Raw genomic sequence first — 17,803 nt, forward strand, 5'->3', positions numbered from 1 at the left:
ATAAAGATTGTAGATAAATAATCATTCACCAAAGGTAATCTTATTTTGCATCAATTCCTGTCTAGTCTTGATTTTAGTTCTTAGGTATTCCATTGGTCTATCGCCTTTAATTCTATTACAATTACCGCATAGAAGTTGATAATTTTCATAGTAATCACCGCCGCCTTTTGCACGAGGAACTATATGATCAACCTCAAAATGCCATATATCAAGGGAAATATTGCATGCATTGCAACAACCTTTTTGCTCTTTAAAGAGCCTTTCTTTAATACTTGCTGTAATTGGTTCTTCTGAAATATCTGTTCTTTTTGGAACATCTGTTCTATGAATAAAGTCAACACCCTCTTGCTTAAAATTAAGGCTATCGTCAATAAATCCATCTTTTTGAAGGCGTTCAAGTAATACTGGTGCGGCTTGTTGCTCGATGTCAATTCCAATCCATTTTCTATTTAACTTCTGGGCTGCAACGCAGGTTGTTGCACATCCGCAAAATGGGTCAAGAACAATATCATTAGGTTTACTACTAGCTTTTATTATTCTCTCTAACAGAGCTAGGGGTTTTTGAGTTGGGTAGCCTGTTGCTTCTTTTACATTTGGACCCAATGGTGCTATATCATCAGCTTTCCACAAACTACTCATTCTAATGCCCTTGCTATCATTCAAATACTGTTTATAGTAATAATATTTTGAATTATTGGTTTTTTTAATTCTATCCTCTGCTTTTAATCTTTCAAGTGTACTTTCTGAATATGTTTTTAAGACTTGCCACCTATATCTACCATTTTCATCATTTTCGCTAAATTTGCTATTAATATATTCTATATCATATTCAGTGTATAATTTGTTGTATAAATAATTTTCACTTTTTGAATAAAATAAAATAATGTCAACATTTCTTGGAAAAAACTTTGCAATAGCTTTGCTACTTCCTGTGTCTGTTGTTCTTTCCCAGCTAATCTCATTCCTAAAATTATCTCTGCCAAAAATCTCATCTAAAACAATTTTTAAATAATGGCTTGCCGTAGGGTCGCAGTGTAGATAAATTGAGCCAGTGTCTTTTAAAATACGATGCATTTCGATTAACCTTTGAGTCATATAGGTTACATATGCCATCATGCCTTTGCTATGTATTTCCTCAATTGACTGAATAAATCGCACCAAAGATGGATATTTATCAACTAGTTTATCTAGGTAAGCTTCATCAACATCATGCCAAGTCCACATATCTTTAAAGCTTGCACCGGCTGATTTAGTTCCAATTGGAGCGGAGTAAGTGCGTTTTGAGTTAAATGGAGGGTCAAGATAAATCAAGTCAACAGATTCCGAATTTAATCCGTATAAAATAAAAAGATTGTCATTTGTATATAGTGTATTTTTCATATCTTACCAGTCAAATTTCTTATACTTACTTTCAAGCTTATGATAGCCTATTAAATGGAATAATAGTAATTTTTATTGTCAAGCTTTGATGAATTTTAAACCTTGATATCCATTAATAGATAACTCTAATTTTATGACGATTTTCTAAGAAAAAGTATCAATTTACAGTGTTTTCCTTTATTTTGCGTAGCAGATTGCCCTTATTCTGGATTTGCAATATAGTGTCTTGTTTGCATTAGAACTCTTAACTAAACAAGTCTCTGGATTTATTATCAAGTATTTTGTAACGTTTGGAATGACATTTTGATAAGCATAATTTCCAAACTTGACATCTATAGCATAGATCTTGCATTATATGAATATAGTAGAAATTTTGTATACACAAAACGCAAAAACCCATGCAAGAAGTGATGTAATTACTACAAGACTTAAGGTTGCATAGCGCATTTGAGACTCTTTTTTAAAAGTTGCTGTTGCGGAAATGCAAGGTAGATATAGCATAAAAAATGCAATCATAGAAAGCGCAGATGGAAGGGAAATTGCTCGCTTTATTCTGCTTTGTGCAGATTTTTTACGAGCATCGAGGTCTTCATCGCTTAAATTTGCAGCATCAAATCCATATAAAATACCCATGGTAACAATGCCTACCTCTTTTCCAAGCAGCCCTGAAAATGCTGCGATATTCATCCTCCAGTCAAAGCCAATTGGGGCAAAAATAGGCTCCATTATCTTTCCGCTTTTACCTAAAATACTGTTTTCAAGCCTCTCTTTTTGTAAAATTTGCACCCTAGTTTCATCTAAATTTTCATCAAAAAAGCCAGATCTCACTGGGTAGTTTGCTAAAATCCATATAACGCATGAGCAAATTAGTATAAATCCGCCTGCTTTTTTCAAAAATATCTTAACATTTGAAAATGTATATCGCAAAATATCGACTGGATTTGGAATTTTATAGCTTGGCATTTCAAAAATTTGCATTAGTGTGTTTTGGTTGTTTTTTAGTACTTTTCCTATCAAAAATGCGACAAATAGGCCAATTAATGCACTGAAAATATAGATTCCAAGCATGACATACGGGGCGACAGATTTTTCAAAAAAAACACCCACCAGCATTATAAAAAATGTAAATTTCGCACTGCATGTCATAAAACCGATTGCAAACATTGTTGCGATTTTTTGCACTTTATTTGGCAGTATTCTTGCCGATAAATACGCTGGAATCGAGCATCCAAAGCCTGTTACAAGTGGAATAATTGCTCGACCGGAAAGTCCAAAAAACTTCATAATTGTATCCATAATAAAGGATATTCGCATCATGTATCCCGATTTTTCAAGAATACCTATTGCAAAAAAAAGAACGGCTATGCTTGGCAGAAATTCAATAAAGCCCAAAAACCCACGCAATATTCCATCTGATAAAAACGATGAAATTTCACGATTTAAAGGCATTTGTTGTACTTTGTTTGACAAGAAATCAAATAAGGTGGCGGTTATTTCCTTAAAGCTATCTGAAATTCCAAATGCAGTCTTGAAAATTACAAACATTATAAGCAAAAATATAGGCAGTCCAGCTATTTTATTTAAAAAGATTTTGTCTAAAAATTTTGATATATCAAATTTAGATTCTACATTTTTCACAACAATTTTATCAGTAATTTCCGTTGCTATTTCAGCCTCATTTATGATTTTTGCATTGTCAATTTTTTCTAAAAACTCAAGCTTTGAGATATCTGATAATCGATTTATAGACAAGACATTTTCACGCTTTATATTGCCAGTAAATATGCCGCTTTTCTCGGCAATATGGCACATATTTAGGCATAAAATCATAGGTTTTTTAACGCTTTTTACAATTTCTTTCGTAAGTTGCAGGTCTAGCTCTATTTTTGTGCAGTCTATAATGTTTAAAATTATATCGTATTTATCGGTATTTTTTAGGATTTCAACCGCTATTTTTTCATCCTCGCCTTGGCAGTTTGAAATTGAATAAAAACCGGGCAAATCGATAAATTCGTATATACAGCCTTTGTTTTCAATCATTACACTTTGCAAGCCAGTTGTAACACCTGCGAAATTTCCAACACGAAGGCGGCTTTCACAAAGTCTATTTATAATCGATGTTTTTCCAACATTTGGGCGACCAATTACCAAGATTTTAAGGTATTTTTCACTCATAATTTCGAGCAAATAATCTTTTTTGCATCACTTTTTCTAATCATAATGCATGTTTTACCAAGCCCTAAGCTTATTTCAACTTGAATAATTTTTCCAAGAAGACTCTTATTTAAAACCCTAAATACAGTGCCGTTTTTAATTCCGAAAGACTCAAAATAAAGACACTCAGGTGCGGTAATTTCAAGACTTAATATTTTGTATAAAACACCAATTTTAGCACTATTTAAGGTCATTTTTTGCTATTTTTCTAATTATAATAATGACGAAATAATATTAAGCAAGGAAAAAATATTTTTGTTGATTATTATTTTTTTTGTATATATAAAAGTTAAGTGTAGTTTTATATATAATATGAATAGCTCAAATAGCAACAATAATTCTGGTAGTAATGTAATTGAAGAAGACGAAGAAATTTCCAGTGAAAATAGTTATGAGGATGGTAGTGATGAAAGTTTATCTTCTGAAATTGAAGAAGTCATGCAACAAGAAGATTCAGATCGATCAATAACAGGTAATGATAGTGTTTATAATGACATGAATCTAAGTTTAAAAGTACAAAGACCTTTTATTGACCAAAAAGTCTTAAAAAATGTAAACCGTTTTGAATTTTTTAATATTCCACAAAACTTTTTTGCAAATCTTTTACAGCGCGAAGGTTTAGAGCAAGCGTTTATTGATGCCGTTGTGTGGCTAAGAGATAATGTTAAGAATGGTGTGCAAAATCCTTGGCAATATAATGGATATTATGATTGTTTGTGTGTAGAAAATTTGACTTTACAAGACATTAGGATGCTTTATGGTAAAATAAATCTTATTCAAGATAAATACCAAAAGCAAGTTCTTCTTGATGCAATCGGCAAGTATTGCTTTATAACATCAATTAAACCTAATACTATAAGTGTTGATGATTATGGTTTATTAAAAAATCTAGCTGGATCTATGTATGATGATGGGGTTTCTATAACGAATATATTATTATTGGCATTAGAAAAAGATATGACTGTCAATAAGGCAGTATATAATGCTCTTTCTATCGATGTAGAGAGAATGAATAGCAAACAAGATGAGATAATGACGATGAATCAAAAAGTAAAGAAATACATACCTCAGCCAACTGGGGCAAAAAGATTGGATAGCCTTAAGAAAAAATATCCCCAACAACAAAGACTAAATGAAGAAGTATTTCCGAAATCTCTAGAAATTCCAGCAAATATTCCATATACTTCTTATCAACTTGACGGTCAATTGATTAAGGTTGCTAATCATAATTATAAAAATCAATATCAAGATAGTTATCAAAATTCAGAACAAAATATGAATAATAAAACAGAAAAACAAGACAAAAACAAAGATAGACAAAGAAGTAGAAATAATTCTAAAATCGAGAAACAAAATGATAATTTCGCTAGTCAGATAAAATATTCTAGAAATCGTTCAAGCAGTGCTTCATCAAGAGGTAGTAGCGTAGGTCGTGATAGAAATGGTTGATATGAATTTTAAGTTTGTTCACATGGTGTGTAATTTTACTTTGGATTGACAAAATAAGTAGAAATCATTCTTCAAATATTCGTTGATATAAAGCAGACATTGGCATATCTTGAGGCAAAAGATATATTAAATAAGCATTGTATCATAAAGTTTGTTGCATGATTGATTAAATGCTGTAATATTATTGTTTTATGTCAATTTACTTTTAAGATATTTAGTTATATTTTTTATAAATAATAATTCAAAGAATAAATGAATTATACTATAAGCATAAACAGACTAAATAAGATTATTTAGTGAAAATCTAATCATCCGAAATCTTAAGCACGGCAAGGAATGCAGATTGCGGAACTTCGACGGAGCCAAGCATTTTCATGCGTTTTTTACCAGCTTTTTGCTTATCCAAAAGCTTTCTTTTACGGCTTATGTCTCCACCATAACACTTTGCAGTCACATCTTTTCGCATTGCAGATATTGTCTCACGGGCTATGATCTTGGCACCAATTGCAGCTTGAATTGGAACGGCGAACATCTGCCTTGGAATAAGCTCACGAAGCTTGGCACATAGCGCTCTTCCGCGTTGCTCTGCTCTGCTTCTATGTGTTATTATCGAAAGTGCATCAACGCTATCTCCATTTAATAAAATTGAAACTTTTACAACATCAGACTTAACATATTCGGCTATTTCCCATTCAAAACTTGCATAACCTTTTGAAATTGACTTTAATTTATCGTGGAAATCAAGAACGATTTCAGCAAGAGGAATTTTATAAACAAGCATAACTCTTTGGTTTCCGGAGCTATAGTTTAAGTCAATTTGAGAGCCTCGTTTATCTGTGCAAAGCTTCATTATATCGCCTAAATAATCACCCGGTGTAAAAATTGAAACCTTTGCAAGGGGCTCTTCTATTTCACGAATTAATACTGGATCTGGATAAGTTGCCGGATTGCTAATTTCCGTTACAGTTCCGTCGTTTAAATACATTTTATAAACAACGCTTGGCGCAGTTGTAACAAGGTCTGCGTCATATTCACGCTCAAGACGCTCTTGGACTATTTCCATGTGCAACAGACCTAAGAAGCCACATCTAAGACCAAATCCAAGGGCAGCGGATGACTCAACTTCGTAGGATATACTTGAGTCATTTAAGGCAAGCTTTTCAACCGCAGTTTTCATTTCAACATATCCACTTGGCTCACTTGGGTAAAGACCGCAAAATACTACAGGCTGAACTTTTTTAAACCCTGGCAGTGGCTTGGTTGTTGTGTCTTTTTCAAGGACGATTGTATCACCAACAAGGCAGTCAGCAACAAGCCTTATATTTGCACACATATACCCAACCTCCCCTGCTTTTATCTCATTTACTTCGTTTCTTTTGGGCATGAAAAATCCTAGCTTTTCAACTTCATGAACAGAGCCATTATGAAGCATTTTAATTTTATCACGAAGCTTTAAAACGCCTTCACGAACTGAAATTAACATTACAACCCCAAGATATTGATCATACCAAGCATCAACGAGTAAAACCTTCGTTTGCCCTTCAACATTTCCACTTGGAGCTGGGATATATTTTATAATGCTTTCAAGAAGATTATCAACTCCTGCTCCTGTTTTACCACTTGTAAGCACTGCATTTGATGTATCAAGCCCTATTACCTCTTCAATTTGTGCTTTCGTACCATTTATGTCAGATGATGGCAGATCTGTCTTATTTAAAACCGGTATTATTTCGTGATTTGCATCTATTGCTTTATAAACATTTGCAAGGGTTTGTGCCTCAACGCCTTGAGTTGTATCAACTAGTAAAAGAGAGCCATCGCATGCGGAAAGACAGCGAGAAACCTCATAAGCAAAGTCAATATGCCCTGGTGTATCCATTAAATTTAGCACATAATTTTGCCCATCTTGTGCTTTATAATTAAGACGTACGGTTTGAGATTTAATTGTAATTCCACGCTCACGCTCTATATCCATTGAATCAAGGATTTGATCTTGCATTTGCTTATCATGAACTGCTTTGCAAAATTCGATTATTCTATCTGCGAGGGTGCTTTTTCCGTGGTCAATATGTGCAATTATTGAGAAATTTCTAATTTTTGTAATATCGTGCAAGTTATTATAATATATTTGCATTATTATTAAAGGAGATTTTTTAAATTGCAAGGGAAAAGTTAGCTATGCAAGCTGATAGAGTGGTACTATAGTTTGCCATTTTTTATAATTTTCTTGAATTTTGCAAAACTAACATCTGAATCTATTTTTATCCTTGGAATCTCAAATAAGTCATATTTATTTTTATTATAAGATTTACCATCTTGTGTTGCAGCACTTATATATCCTGATTTTTGCACAACTTGAGTTATTTTATAGTCATATATATTAAGTGGATATGAGAAATGATTACAAATAATGCCATATTTTTTCTCAAGAAAGATTTTTGAATAAAGAATTTCTTTAATAACATTTTTTGCAGGAAGTAAAGTTTGTAAATTAACGCAGTGCATTGCTGATGATCCAATTTCAATTAATCTACTATTTAACATTTCAACAATGTTGTGTTCTGTCATTTTCTTTGAATTTTGATATTTTGGAGACAGATAAAACAGTCCAGGAATATTATACTTCTTTAAAATCGGAAAAACAAATTTATATTGGCTTGCAAGACCTTTATCAAATGTTAAAATAATAGATTTATATTGCCTCTTCTTTATTGCATCGTCGAGTTTGCGAAATCGAAATTTCTTCTTCATTAAGTATATAATTTGCTTTTCAAATGCTTGCGGTGTTATGTATTTTGAATTTTTTTTATCCGATATATTCTCATATACCAAGATTCTTGGATAGTAATAAGACCTTGTGCTCTTGAAGGCAAGATGTTTTTTTATCTTAAAGAAAATAAAATATATTAATATACAAAATAATGTCGTTTGCATATTTTACTTGATATTTATTAAATTTATAATATAAAAAAAGATAGATTTTAATACGCAAGAAAAATATGTCAATATTAAAGCTAGTTTTATTTCCAGATCCAAGACTTCAGCAAAAATGTGATGCTGTAAGGGTTTTTGATGAAAATCTTAAAAATGAAATAGCAAATATGTTTGATAGTATGTATCACTATAAGGGCATAGGGCTTGCTGCATGTCAAGTTGGCATAATGAAGCAAATATTTATAATGGATATAACATCAAATGAAAATGAAAAAAGTATGGTTGATAAAAAATATTGCTTTATTAACCCACAAATAGTGAAATATTCAGATCAAAAGTCAAAATATGAAGAAGGCTGCCTTTCTTTTCCTTTGCAAAATGCAGTTATACATAGGCCAGAGTCTGTATTAATAAAATTTCAAGATGAAAATGGAACTTGGCATGAAAAAGAGGCTTATGGGCTTGCCGCAACATGTATACAGCACGAGTTTGACCATCTAAATGGAATAACAATGCCAGATAGGGTAAATTCCATAATGAAAAAGTCAAATATGATTGAAAAGGCTAAGAAAATTAAGAAAGAGAGAGAAAATACCTAAATATACTATGTTATTTTTCGATATATTCAGTAAATCTATTCTTTTAATCTTAAATTTTGAAATGGAAAATAATTGGTGGGTTCGGTGGGACTTGAACCCACGACCAATTGATTAAGAGCCAACTGCTCTACCAGCTGAGCTACGAACCCAAGTAAAAGTATATCTTAATATTTAAAAATCAAGTATTTTTTGTGATTATATTACAAAAATAAAAAACTTTACATTAAAATAATTATCAATAATATTTTATATCATATATTACAATAAATGTTTTCATGCGTTGAATGTGGAATGAATTACGCCAAATGGACGGGGAAATGTACAGCGTGCAATAGCTGGAACACAATTCATGAGGAAAAGGGTGACGCTAGCGAAGTGTCAAGCTTTTTTGGAAAACAGAAGAAAAATTCTTCCAAAAAAACATCTGACGCACTAAAGCTTTCGGAAATTTCAAGCATAGCGGCTGGAGATCATAACAGAATTTCATCAAATATATCAGAGCTTGACAGAGTTTTGGGTGGAGGATTTGTCGCTGGAAGTGGGATATTAATCAGCGGTGAGCCGGGAATTGGTAAGTCAACACTGCTTTTACAATGTGCATATAATACATCAAAAGCTGGAATGAAAACGGTTTATATTTCAGGTGAGGAGTCAGTCGGGCAAATATCTATGCGTGCAAAAAGGCTTGGAATGGAAAACTTCCCTGCACTTGTTGCATCGTCTGGATGTGTTGAAAAAATCCTAAAAACTGTTTCTGAAGCTGGTGATGTGAAGTTTCTAATTATTGACTCAATTCAAACTATGTATCTTGAGGCGCTAGAGTCAAACCCGGGAAGCGTTGCGCAAATAAGAGCGGCAGCATACGAGCTTTTAAATTACTGTAAAATGCAGGATATAGTAATGATTTTAGTCGGGCATATTACAAAAGATGGTCAGGTTGCAGGGCCAAAGTTACTTGAGCATATGGTTGATGTTATGCTTTATTTTGATGGAGAAAACAACAACTATTTTCGTATTTTGCGTGGAATTAAAAACCGCTTTGGAGCAACAAATGAAATAGGTATTTTCCAGATGGTTCAAAATGGTCTTGAGCCTGTTTCAAATCCATCTGAAATATTTTTGTCAAGTAGCAAGGAGGATATTCAAGGCCGTATAGCCTTTTCAACATTTGAGGGAACAAGGCCTGTTTTACTTGAGCTTGAGTCTTTGGTAACTCCGTCTTTTATTCCAAATCCAAGGCGAACGACTGTTGGGTGGGATAATAACAGGCTTTCTATGATACTTGCTGTGCTGTGTGCAAAATGCAATATGAATTTTTCTGATAAAGATGTTTATTTAAGTGTATTGGGTGGGCTTAAAACACAAGATCCATCGGCAGATTTAGCTGTTTGCCTATCTTTAAAATCTGCGATTTCGAAAAAACCAATCAAGGCAAAAACTATAGCAATTGGTGAAGTCTCGCTTTCAGGTCAAGTTCGCCCTGTTTTTCAAATTGAGCTTAGAATAAAAGAGGCAATTAAGCTTGGATTTTCTGAAATTTACATTCCAAAAGGGTCGTTTAAAGACAAAAAACCAGATGGAGTTTTAATTGTAGAAATTGACAAGATTTGGGATTTTTAAAAAACTAATAAAATCAGTATATTTCTTAGCAAATAAAGATTAAAGGTTAAGGAAGGTATAAGAGAAATTAAATCAACTTATGACATGCAAGCCCAAGATGGGAAAAGCTTTTTTGCGTTGCGATGCGGCCACGAGAGGTTTTTTCGATTAATCCGTGGCGTATGAGGTATGGTTCAATTACATCTTCGATTGAGGATGAATCTTCTGAAATGCCTGATGCAATGGTCTCTATTCCAACTGGCCCGCCATTGTAATTTTCTATTATGAACTTTAAATATCTTCTGTCCATGTCGTCTAGTCCGTAAATATCAACCCCTAATTGATTTAATGCTTTATCTGCAAAATCTCCATCAATGATTGAATTTTCGGTATAAATTGCAATATCGGCTACTCTTTTTAGCATTCTTATGGCAATTCTTGGTGTTCCGCGAGATCTTTTTGCAATACTCATAGCTCCAGAATTATCGATTTTAACATCTATTATTCCGGCATCTCTCATTATTATATCGCAAAGCTCTTGGTCTGTATAAAAATTTAGCTGCATAGGAATTCCAAATCTAGTGCGAAGTGGGCTTGAAATCATGCCGATTTTCGTTGTTGCGCCAATTAATGTAAAGGGTTGAAGGTCAATTTTAATAGTCCGCGCCGCTACGCCTTCGCCAATTATTATGTCAATTCGAAAATCTTCCATTGCTGAATATAAAACCTCTTCAATTGATGGATGCAGCCTGTGAATTTCGTCAATAAAAAGGACATCATTTTTTTGCAAATTAGTCAAAATTGCAGCCAAATCTCCAGATTTTGTAAGCATTGGCCCTGCTATCATGCGAAATCCAGTAGCCATTTCTTTAGAAATTATCTGAGAAAGTGTTGTTTTTCCAAGCCCTGGTGGACCGTAAAAAAGTATATGATCTATAGCTTTTTGACGCATTTTACTTGCGTGTATGAAGATTGACAGATTTTGCTTTAAATCTCCTTGACCAATAAATTCACTAAGCAGGGTAGGGCGAAGGCTAATCATTAGCTCGTCTTGTTTTTCTGGATTTAAAATTTCATTTTTTTCCATTAATTAAATAATATAATAAAAATTCACTAAATTTAATCTTTTATATAGGAAAGGTACATCAAATAATAAATTAAAAATCAAGAGAAAAACATTAAAATAATTGTAAAAAAATACTTGAATATAAAATAAGAAGTTTTATTTCTGGTATTATACACTCGTAGCTCAGATGGACAGAGCAGAGGTTTCCTAAACCTTTGGTCGTGGGTTCGACTCCCGCCGAGTGTACCATATTATTTGAATATAAAAAATTAAAGTGTAATATCATTTATATTATTAGTATTATCTTTATTTTGTTTTTTCTGTTCTTTTTTTCTATCATTTATAAATAGTCTTTTATCATATTTACCACATGATGATATAAGAAGGATAATGATAATATTGACTATTATTTTTTCTAGCATACAAATATAATGATTTCAAGTTAATTGTTAATATAGAATATGAATTATAAAAATAAAGCAAAAAATGCTTTTACAATAGCTGAGATGGCTATAGTTATATGTATAATAGCTATTTTAGTTTCACTAACTGTTATTGCAAATGGATTTATAGAAAGAGGCAAGGCTCAATCTCTTGTTTATGAAATAACAGGATATCAAAAAATGATAGATGCATTTAGAATGACATATAATTCTCTTCCTGGTGATTTTGAAAGAGCATCAACTGATATAAATTCAGCAATAAAAAATGGAAATGGAAATGGAAAATATGATGTACTTGCAGATGGTACTGGTGAATCTTTTTTAGCTTGGCAACATCTTAATTATGCAGGAATTATACCAGATAAATATACTGGAATGACGGTAATGGCAGGATCGCAAATATGTTCAATTGGACTAAATATTCCTCGTTCAAAAATATTTCCAAATGCTGGATATAGAATAACAAGTGAAATTCCGCTTGAAATTAGTCAAAATTCAAATATGTCAAAATATAAAACAATAATGGAATATGCATCATATGCAACACAAACTTCAACTGGAAGGGGAACAACTGGTATTGTAACACCAGATATTGCATATGATGTTGATAATAAAATGGATGATGGAAAGCCACTTGAAGGATTTGTTCTTGGGTTAAATGATGTATCTAATAAATGTAATTCAACAACATTTAATGTATCAACTGGGGGTTATTCAAGTGGTGCAACTTATATAGATTCGAAAAATACAGGATGTATAATGGTTTTTGTAGCAACAGAATATTAAATATTTCTTGACATACCTTTGGAATTTCCCGAATTAGCTCTAGCTTCTTGAGTAGCTTGATGAATTCCTTTTTCTTGTAAAGTATTTAAGTCCATATTTCTTAGATTTTCAATAGTTTGTTTTGCTAATTTAGAAGTCATTTTACCAACAACAACATCTGCAATATCTGCAACACCAACAATTTTATCTTTAACAACTTCTTTTTTAATTTCTTGTTTCTTGTCTAATACTTCTATACCTTGCTCTTGATATAGGTTTTGTGCAACTTGATTTTCCAATTCATTATCAATATTTTGCTCAACTTCATTTTCATTTGTATCTATTTTTCTTTCTTCAGGTTTTTTATTTGGAGTAAAGACTTTTTTAGAAATATCACCAGCTGCAAACAAACTATCAACTACTATACCTGCTGTAACTTTATTTAGTTTTCTAAAACCTAAATAAAAGACGAAAAAGAATAGAAGAGAGCCTGCTATATACTGAAAAATATCTGACAATAAATCCATTTAAATTGACAAAAACACAAAATATCTGACAAACTTTTTTCATAATTGTCAATATTTTTTTAAATTATTAGAAAATTTTGTCAATTTTTAAAAACTGACAATTTTTAAAGAAAAAGTGACAATTAGAAATATTCATATTTTATAAGGGTTTTTTATATAAACTGACAAAAGTAACAATGTAATAAATAATAATATTAATATATCTTTATATTTTATTTATCATTAAATTTAAGAGCTCTTGAAAAAGATATACATACAATTTCGATATTTGAATTATATTTTTTCAAAACTTTTGATACTTCATTAAAGGTTGTTCCAGTTGTAAAAACATCATCAATTATAACAATTTTTTTTATTTTAGAAACTAAATCTTTATCTAAAACGGAAAAGCAATTTTTTAAATTTGTTACTCTTTCTTCAACATTAAGACTTGATTGTTTTCTAGTTTTTTTAATTTTTGCTAAAACGATTGGATTATAATTTACTTTTGTTAATTTTGATATATGCTTTGCTATTAGGCAAGAGTGATTAAATTTTCTTTTTCTCAAAGTTTCTTTATCACTTGGAATACCTGTTATTATATCACATTTTTCGATAATATTAGAAAATTTTATATTTATCATAAATGCAATATTTTTTGCAATAGACAGATTATCACCATATTTTAAGTCAAGAATCATTTTTTTTGTATTTTCTGCATAAACACAAACACTTCTTGCAATATCGTAGTAAATTTTTGGATTTGAGAGACATTGCTGACATAGTGCATCTTTATTAATTTCAAATTTATATGGAATTCCGCACTTTATACATATTGGATTTTCAATAAAGTCAATATCTTTCCAGCAATCTTGACATAAAAAGCCTTCACTTAAATGTTTTTTACACACTTTGCATGTGTTAAAAAATAAAATATTTAGTATGTTTTTTAAAAATTTATAAAAAATATTCATTTTTACTTGATTATTAAATTTTTTTGTTATTACTAGTTAAAAGATTGTAATCATAATTTTATTGTCAATATGAATGTAAAAAGTTTATTAAATTTTAAGTCATTTTTTTCTAAAATGAGCAATGTTTGTTGCAGAAAAAATAAATGTAGCACTGAAGGTTCTAGCTGTGAGAAAAAAAAGTGTTGTCCATGCAGATGTATCTTAAAAATAGTTTTATCTTTATTATTTTTATCTTTATTTAACTTTTTCTTTGTAAAATTTTACATAAAGGGTCATGGTCAAGAAATAGTTGATGCTGTTAATGCTTCATTTGCAAAACAAAAAGAAGAGAAAATGGCAAATTCTAAGAAAAACGCTTCTGTTGAGTATGAAAAATTAATAAAAGACTCATCAGTTCCATTTATTGGTGATAAAAATTCTAACAACATTATAATTGAAATATTTGATTATAACTGTGGATATTGCAAAAAAGCAAATGATGAAATTAGAAGATTATTCCAAAAAAGAAATGATGTTAAGGTTTTATTAATTAACGCTCCGATTATGAGTGAAGCTTCATTGGTTGCTGCAAAGGCTTCAATTGCTGTATTTGCTAAAGATCCTGAGCATTTTGATGATTTCCACTTTAGATTAATGAATCACAAGGGTCAAATATCTCCGCAAGATGTTTATGATATAGCTCAAGCCTCTACAAAAGGTCGTTACAAGGCTGTTAAAGATGAAATGGAGTCAAAGAAAACTGAAGAAGCTATTCAAGCAAGTTATGATATTTTAAGATCTCTTAGTATACAAGGAACTCCTGCATTTATTATTGCTGGAGATTTAATACCTGGATTTGTTCCTGCTGAGGAATTATTAAAGCGTTTGAAATAGTAATTTAATTCTTTAATTTATGGCAAAGGGTTATTTAGATAAAGTTAGTATTTTGGGAAAAGATTATTCTTATTATAATATAGTAGAATTTTCAAAAAATCACGGTATTGATTTATCTAAAACGCCTTTTTCCATAAAGATTTTAATTGAAAATCTACTTAGAAGTGGATTTGAAGAAGAAAAAATTGCCGAATTTGTAAAGCATAAGAATGCAAATGGAGATTTTGAATTTCCATTTTTCCCATCTCGTGTTTTAATGCAAGATTTTACCGGTGTTCCGGCTGTTGTAGACCTTGCGGCAATGAGAAATGAAATGATTAAAAGAGGGAAAAATCCAGACTTGGTAAATCCCCTTAATCAAACAGATCTTGTAATTGACCACTCAATACAGGTTGATAGCTGGGCTGGTGAAAATTCTCATAATGAGAATTTGGGTCTTGAGTTTGAAAGGAATAAAGAAAGATACGAATTTTTAAAGTGGGGTCAATCTGCTTTTAACAATTTTAAAGTTGTTCCGCCTGGAATGGGTATTTGTCATCAAATTAATCTTGAATTTCTTGCCCCGATTGTCTCGCAAAAAGATGGAGTTTTATTTCCAGACACTGTAGTTGGAACAGACTCGCATACAACAATGATTAACGGAATTGGCGTTTTGGGCTGGGGTGTTGGCGGAATTGAAGCTGAATCTGTAATGTTAAATCAGCCTATATACATGACTAAGCCTGATGTTGTTGGTGTGAAATTGACTGGCAAACTTGCAAGCGGAGTTGGAGCTATGGATTTAGTTTTAACTATTACAAATTTACTTCGTAAAAAGGGAGTTGTTGGAAAATTTGTTGAATATTTTGGCTCTGGGGTTTCAAATTTAACTCTTCCAGATAGGGCGACAATTGCGAATATGTCTCCTGAATACGGGGCGACATGTGGAATTTTTGCAATAGATCAAGAGTCTATTGAGTATGCAAAATTATCTGGCAGAAGTGATGAGCAAATTGCAATAATAAAGGAATATGCAAAAGTGCAAAATATTTGGTTTAATCCTGAGGTTGATCCGCAATATGACGATGTTTTGGAGGTTGATTTATCGTCAATACAACCGGTTTTAGCTGGACCTAAAAGACCTCAAGATAAGGTTTTAATGAGCGAAGTTGGAAAAAGCTTCAAGGCTTTAATTGATGGAAATTTTGAATATGAAAAGGAAAAATTATCGCATGGTAGTGTTGTAATAGCTGCAATTACTTCGTGCACGAATACATCAAATCCATATTCTTTAATGGCGGCTGGGTTACTTGCAAAAAAAGCCGTTGAAATGGGAATAAAGGTTCCAAATTTTGTCAAGACTTCGTTTTCCCCTGGGTCTCAGGTTGTTGGAAAGTATATGCAAGATTCGGGCTTACAGGCGTATATGGATAAGCTTGGTTTTAATATAGTTGGCTATGGTTGCATGACATGTATTGGAAATTCCGGCCCTTTAAAGCAGGAATTTGAAAACGAGATTAATGAAAAAAGTCTAACTGTTGCCGCTGTGATTTCTGGAAATAGAAATTTTGAAGGAAGGGTTCATCCTCTTGTAAAGGCAAATTATCTTGCATCTCCTGCGATTGTTATTGCATATGCGATAGCGGGAAATGTTAGTATTGATCTTTTGAAAGACCCAATAGCAAATGTCTCAGGTAGGGATATTTTCTTTAAAGATTTAATGCCAAGTAGTGATGAAATAAGCGAGGTTGTGGGGCGATATTTGTCGTCGAATATTTTTACACAAAAGTATAGCGTTGTCTTTGATGGCGATGAAAATTGGAAGAAAGTTGAAAGTGTAAAAAGCAATGTGTATAAATGGAATGACAAGAGTACATATATAGAAAATCCGCCTTATTTTGAAAAATCTGGGGAAATTTCTGATATTAAATCTGCACGCATTATAGCGCATTTTGGTGATTCTATAACCACGGATCACATTTCACCTGCGGGAAATATATCTATTAAATCTCCTGCTGCGAAGTATTTACTTGATAGCGGGGTTGAAAAGAAAGACTTTAATTCATATGGCGCAAGAAGGGGTTCTCACAGCGTAATGATGAGGGGGACTTTTGCAAATATTCGTATTAAAAATTTACTTTTAGACGGGCTTGAGGGCGGTCTTGCAAAGTCAAAAAGCGGAAATATTGAAAGCATATACGATGTTGCGATGGAAAATAAGGCAGATGGCGTGAAATCTATCATTTTTGCAGGTAAGGAGTATGGCTCTGGCTCGTCTCGTGATTGGGCGGCAAAGGGAACTAAATTACTTGGAATTGCGGCGGTTATTGCAGAGTCTTTTGAGAGAATTCATAGGTCTAATCTTGCTGGAATGGGTGTTTTACCGCTTGAATTTACATCTGGCATTAAGGCATCTGATCTTGATTTAAAAAATGTAAAAAATATTGATATAACTGGTATTTCAAAAAACATGACAACAAAGCAGGTTCTTAAATGTAAATTGCATTATGAAGATGGAAATAGCCGTGAAATTGATGTTTTATGCAGGCTTGATACCGCTGTTGAGATTAAATATTTCTTTGCAGGAAGTATATTTCACTATGTTGCGGATTTACTTGAGTCAAAAGAGTAGTTTTATTTTATTATGAGCAGAATTTGTCTAATTTTATTAATGTTGGTTTTAGTTTCCTCTTGCCAAAGGAATAAGCCTTATGATTTAAAAAGCCCATGTATGTCTAAGGATGGTCCATGCGTTAGAAGGCCTGTTAATACTTGGTTAAACTAAAGTCTTTAATATAGATATGTTTGAATCAAAATATAATCAATCGCTAAAGAGGGTTATACAGAAAGTAAAGGACAAAAACTCTTCAAATATGCTTGATGAATTTATTGCAGATGAGTTAAATAGTGACAATAGTATATCGAAAGATTTAAAAGAGGTATCTTTGGATGAAGATAAAAGATATAATGATTCTCTTCAAAAGCTTATGGATATGATGAAGTCTGATAAGAAGAAGTAATT

16 protein-coding genes and 2 tRNA genes are annotated in these 17,803 nt (G+C 32.0%); 9 read left to right on the forward strand and 9 right to left on the reverse strand.

Features of this window, described 5'->3' with window-relative positions:
- Window positions 1-21: 21 nt before the first annotated feature.
- From deia_RS04975 to deia_RS04985, 3 genes are all read right to left on the reverse strand, one after another.
- The gene (locus deia_RS04975) at window positions 22-1,380 is read right to left on the reverse strand and encodes a DNA methyltransferase (protein WP_146821168.1); all 1,359 of its coding nucleotides are present in this window, start codon (window positions 1,378-1,380) and stop codon (window positions 22-24) included.
- Window positions 1,381-1,731: 351 nt separating this feature from the next.
- Window positions 1,732-3,555: a ferrous iron transporter B gene (gene feoB, locus deia_RS04980; protein WP_146821169.1), complete on the reverse strand. Its 1,824-nt coding sequence runs from the start codon at window positions 3,553-3,555 to the stop codon at window positions 1,732-1,734.
- Window positions 3,552-3,788: a FeoA family protein gene (locus deia_RS04985; RefSeq protein ID WP_146821171.1), complete on the reverse strand. Its 237-nt coding sequence runs from the start codon at window positions 3,786-3,788 to the stop codon at window positions 3,552-3,554. Before deia_RS04985 ends, feoB begins: the two co-directional genes overlap by 4 nt.
- Window positions 3,789-3,906: 118 nt before the next feature.
- Here deia_RS04985 and deia_RS04990 point away from each other — a divergent pair, with 118 nt between their 5' ends.
- On the forward strand, window positions 3,907-5,043 hold the full coding sequence (locus deia_RS04990) for a hypothetical protein (protein WP_146821173.1): 1,137 nt from the start codon (window positions 3,907-3,909) through the stop codon (window positions 5,041-5,043).
- A 304-nt stretch (window positions 5,044-5,347) separates the two neighbouring features.
- On the opposite strand, the gene lepA is transcribed toward deia_RS04990, so the two are convergent.
- Both lepA and deia_RS05000 read right to left on the reverse strand, forming a co-directional pair.
- Window positions 5,348-7,156, reverse strand: a complete 1,809-nt coding sequence (lepA, locus tag deia_RS04995) for a translation elongation factor 4 (protein ID WP_222912649.1) — start codon at window positions 7,154-7,156, stop codon at window positions 5,348-5,350.
- A gap of 86 nt (window positions 7,157-7,242) precedes the next feature.
- Window positions 7,243-7,977 (reverse strand): polysaccharide deacetylase family protein, encoded by a 735-nt coding sequence (locus deia_RS05000; RefSeq protein ID WP_146821177.1) that lies wholly within the window; start codon window positions 7,975-7,977, stop codon window positions 7,243-7,245.
- Between the two features lie 65 nt (window positions 7,978-8,042).
- On the opposite strand from deia_RS05000, the gene def reads away from it, so the two are divergent.
- Window positions 8,043-8,576, forward strand: coding sequence for a peptide deformylase (gene def / locus deia_RS05005; protein WP_146821180.1), 534 nt, complete (start codon window positions 8,043-8,045; stop codon window positions 8,574-8,576).
- A gap of 73 nt (window positions 8,577-8,649) precedes the next feature.
- Here def and deia_RS05010 read toward each other — a convergent pair.
- Window positions 8,650-8,725: transfer RNA gene (locus tag deia_RS05010), tRNA-Lys, on the reverse strand.
- A gap of 118 nt (window positions 8,726-8,843) precedes the next feature.
- On the opposite strand from deia_RS05010, the gene radA reads away from it, so the two are divergent.
- Window positions 8,844-10,196 (forward strand): DNA repair protein RadA, encoded by a 1,353-nt coding sequence (gene radA / locus deia_RS05015; protein ID WP_146821182.1) that lies wholly within the window; start codon window positions 8,844-8,846, stop codon window positions 10,194-10,196.
- 67 nt (window positions 10,197-10,263) lie between these two features.
- On the opposite strand, the gene ruvB is transcribed toward radA, so the two are convergent.
- The gene (ruvB, locus tag deia_RS05020) at window positions 10,264-11,262 is read right to left on the reverse strand and encodes a Holliday junction branch migration DNA helicase RuvB (RefSeq protein ID WP_146821184.1); all 999 of its coding nucleotides are present in this window, start codon (window positions 11,260-11,262) and stop codon (window positions 10,264-10,266) included.
- A 151-nt stretch (window positions 11,263-11,413) separates the two neighbouring features.
- Between ruvB and deia_RS05025 the strand changes: the two genes are divergently transcribed.
- Together deia_RS05025 and deia_RS05030 are read left to right on the forward strand one after the other, a co-directional pair.
- Window positions 11,414-11,490 (forward strand) — tRNA-Arg (locus tag deia_RS05025).
- Window positions 11,491-11,702: 212 nt separating this feature from the next.
- Window positions 11,703-12,470 carry a type II secretion system protein gene (locus deia_RS05030; protein WP_146821186.1) on the forward strand — a complete coding sequence of 256 codons (768 nt, stop codon included), beginning with the start codon at window positions 11,703-11,705 and terminating at the stop codon, window positions 12,468-12,470.
- Here deia_RS05030 and deia_RS05035 read toward each other — a convergent pair.
- Both deia_RS05035 and deia_RS05040 read right to left on the reverse strand, forming a co-directional pair.
- Window positions 12,467-12,976, reverse strand: coding sequence for a hypothetical protein (locus tag deia_RS05035; RefSeq protein ID WP_146821188.1), 510 nt, complete (start codon window positions 12,974-12,976; stop codon window positions 12,467-12,469). The genes deia_RS05030 and deia_RS05035 overlap by 4 nt on opposite strands.
- Before the next feature lie 212 nt (window positions 12,977-13,188).
- Window positions 13,189-13,929 (reverse strand): ComF family protein, encoded by a 741-nt coding sequence (locus tag deia_RS05040; RefSeq protein ID WP_146821190.1) that lies wholly within the window; start codon window positions 13,927-13,929, stop codon window positions 13,189-13,191.
- A 114-nt stretch (window positions 13,930-14,043) separates the two neighbouring features.
- Between deia_RS05040 and deia_RS05045 the strand changes: the two genes are divergently transcribed.
- From deia_RS05045 to deia_RS05055, 4 genes are read left to right on the forward strand one after another with little or no spacing between them, the layout of a single operon-like run.
- Complete coding sequence (locus deia_RS05045) at window positions 14,044-14,802, forward strand: DsbA family protein (protein ID WP_222912624.1); 759 nt, start codon at window positions 14,044-14,046, stop codon at window positions 14,800-14,802.
- A gap of 19 nt (window positions 14,803-14,821) precedes the next feature.
- A complete protein-coding gene (gene acnA, locus deia_RS05050; protein ID WP_146821195.1) occupies window positions 14,822-17,413 on the forward strand; it encodes an aconitate hydratase AcnA in 2,592 nt (863 codons plus the stop codon).
- A 12-nt stretch (window positions 17,414-17,425) separates the two neighbouring features.
- Window positions 17,426-17,566: a hypothetical protein gene (locus deia_RS05840; RefSeq protein WP_222912625.1), complete on the forward strand. Its 141-nt coding sequence runs from the start codon at window positions 17,426-17,428 to the stop codon at window positions 17,564-17,566.
- A gap of 16 nt (window positions 17,567-17,582) precedes the next feature.
- Entirely contained in the window at window positions 17,583-17,801 is a 219-nt protein-coding gene (locus tag deia_RS05055; RefSeq protein WP_146821197.1) for a hypothetical protein, read from the forward strand.
- The last annotated feature ends 2 nt before the right edge of the window (window positions 17,802-17,803 follow it).

The sequence above is a fragment of the Candidatus Deianiraea vastatrix genome (assembly GCF_007993655.1).
GTDB classification, from domain to species: domain Bacteria; phylum Pseudomonadota; class Alphaproteobacteria; order Rickettsiales; family Deianiraeaceae; genus Deianiraea; species Deianiraea vastatrix.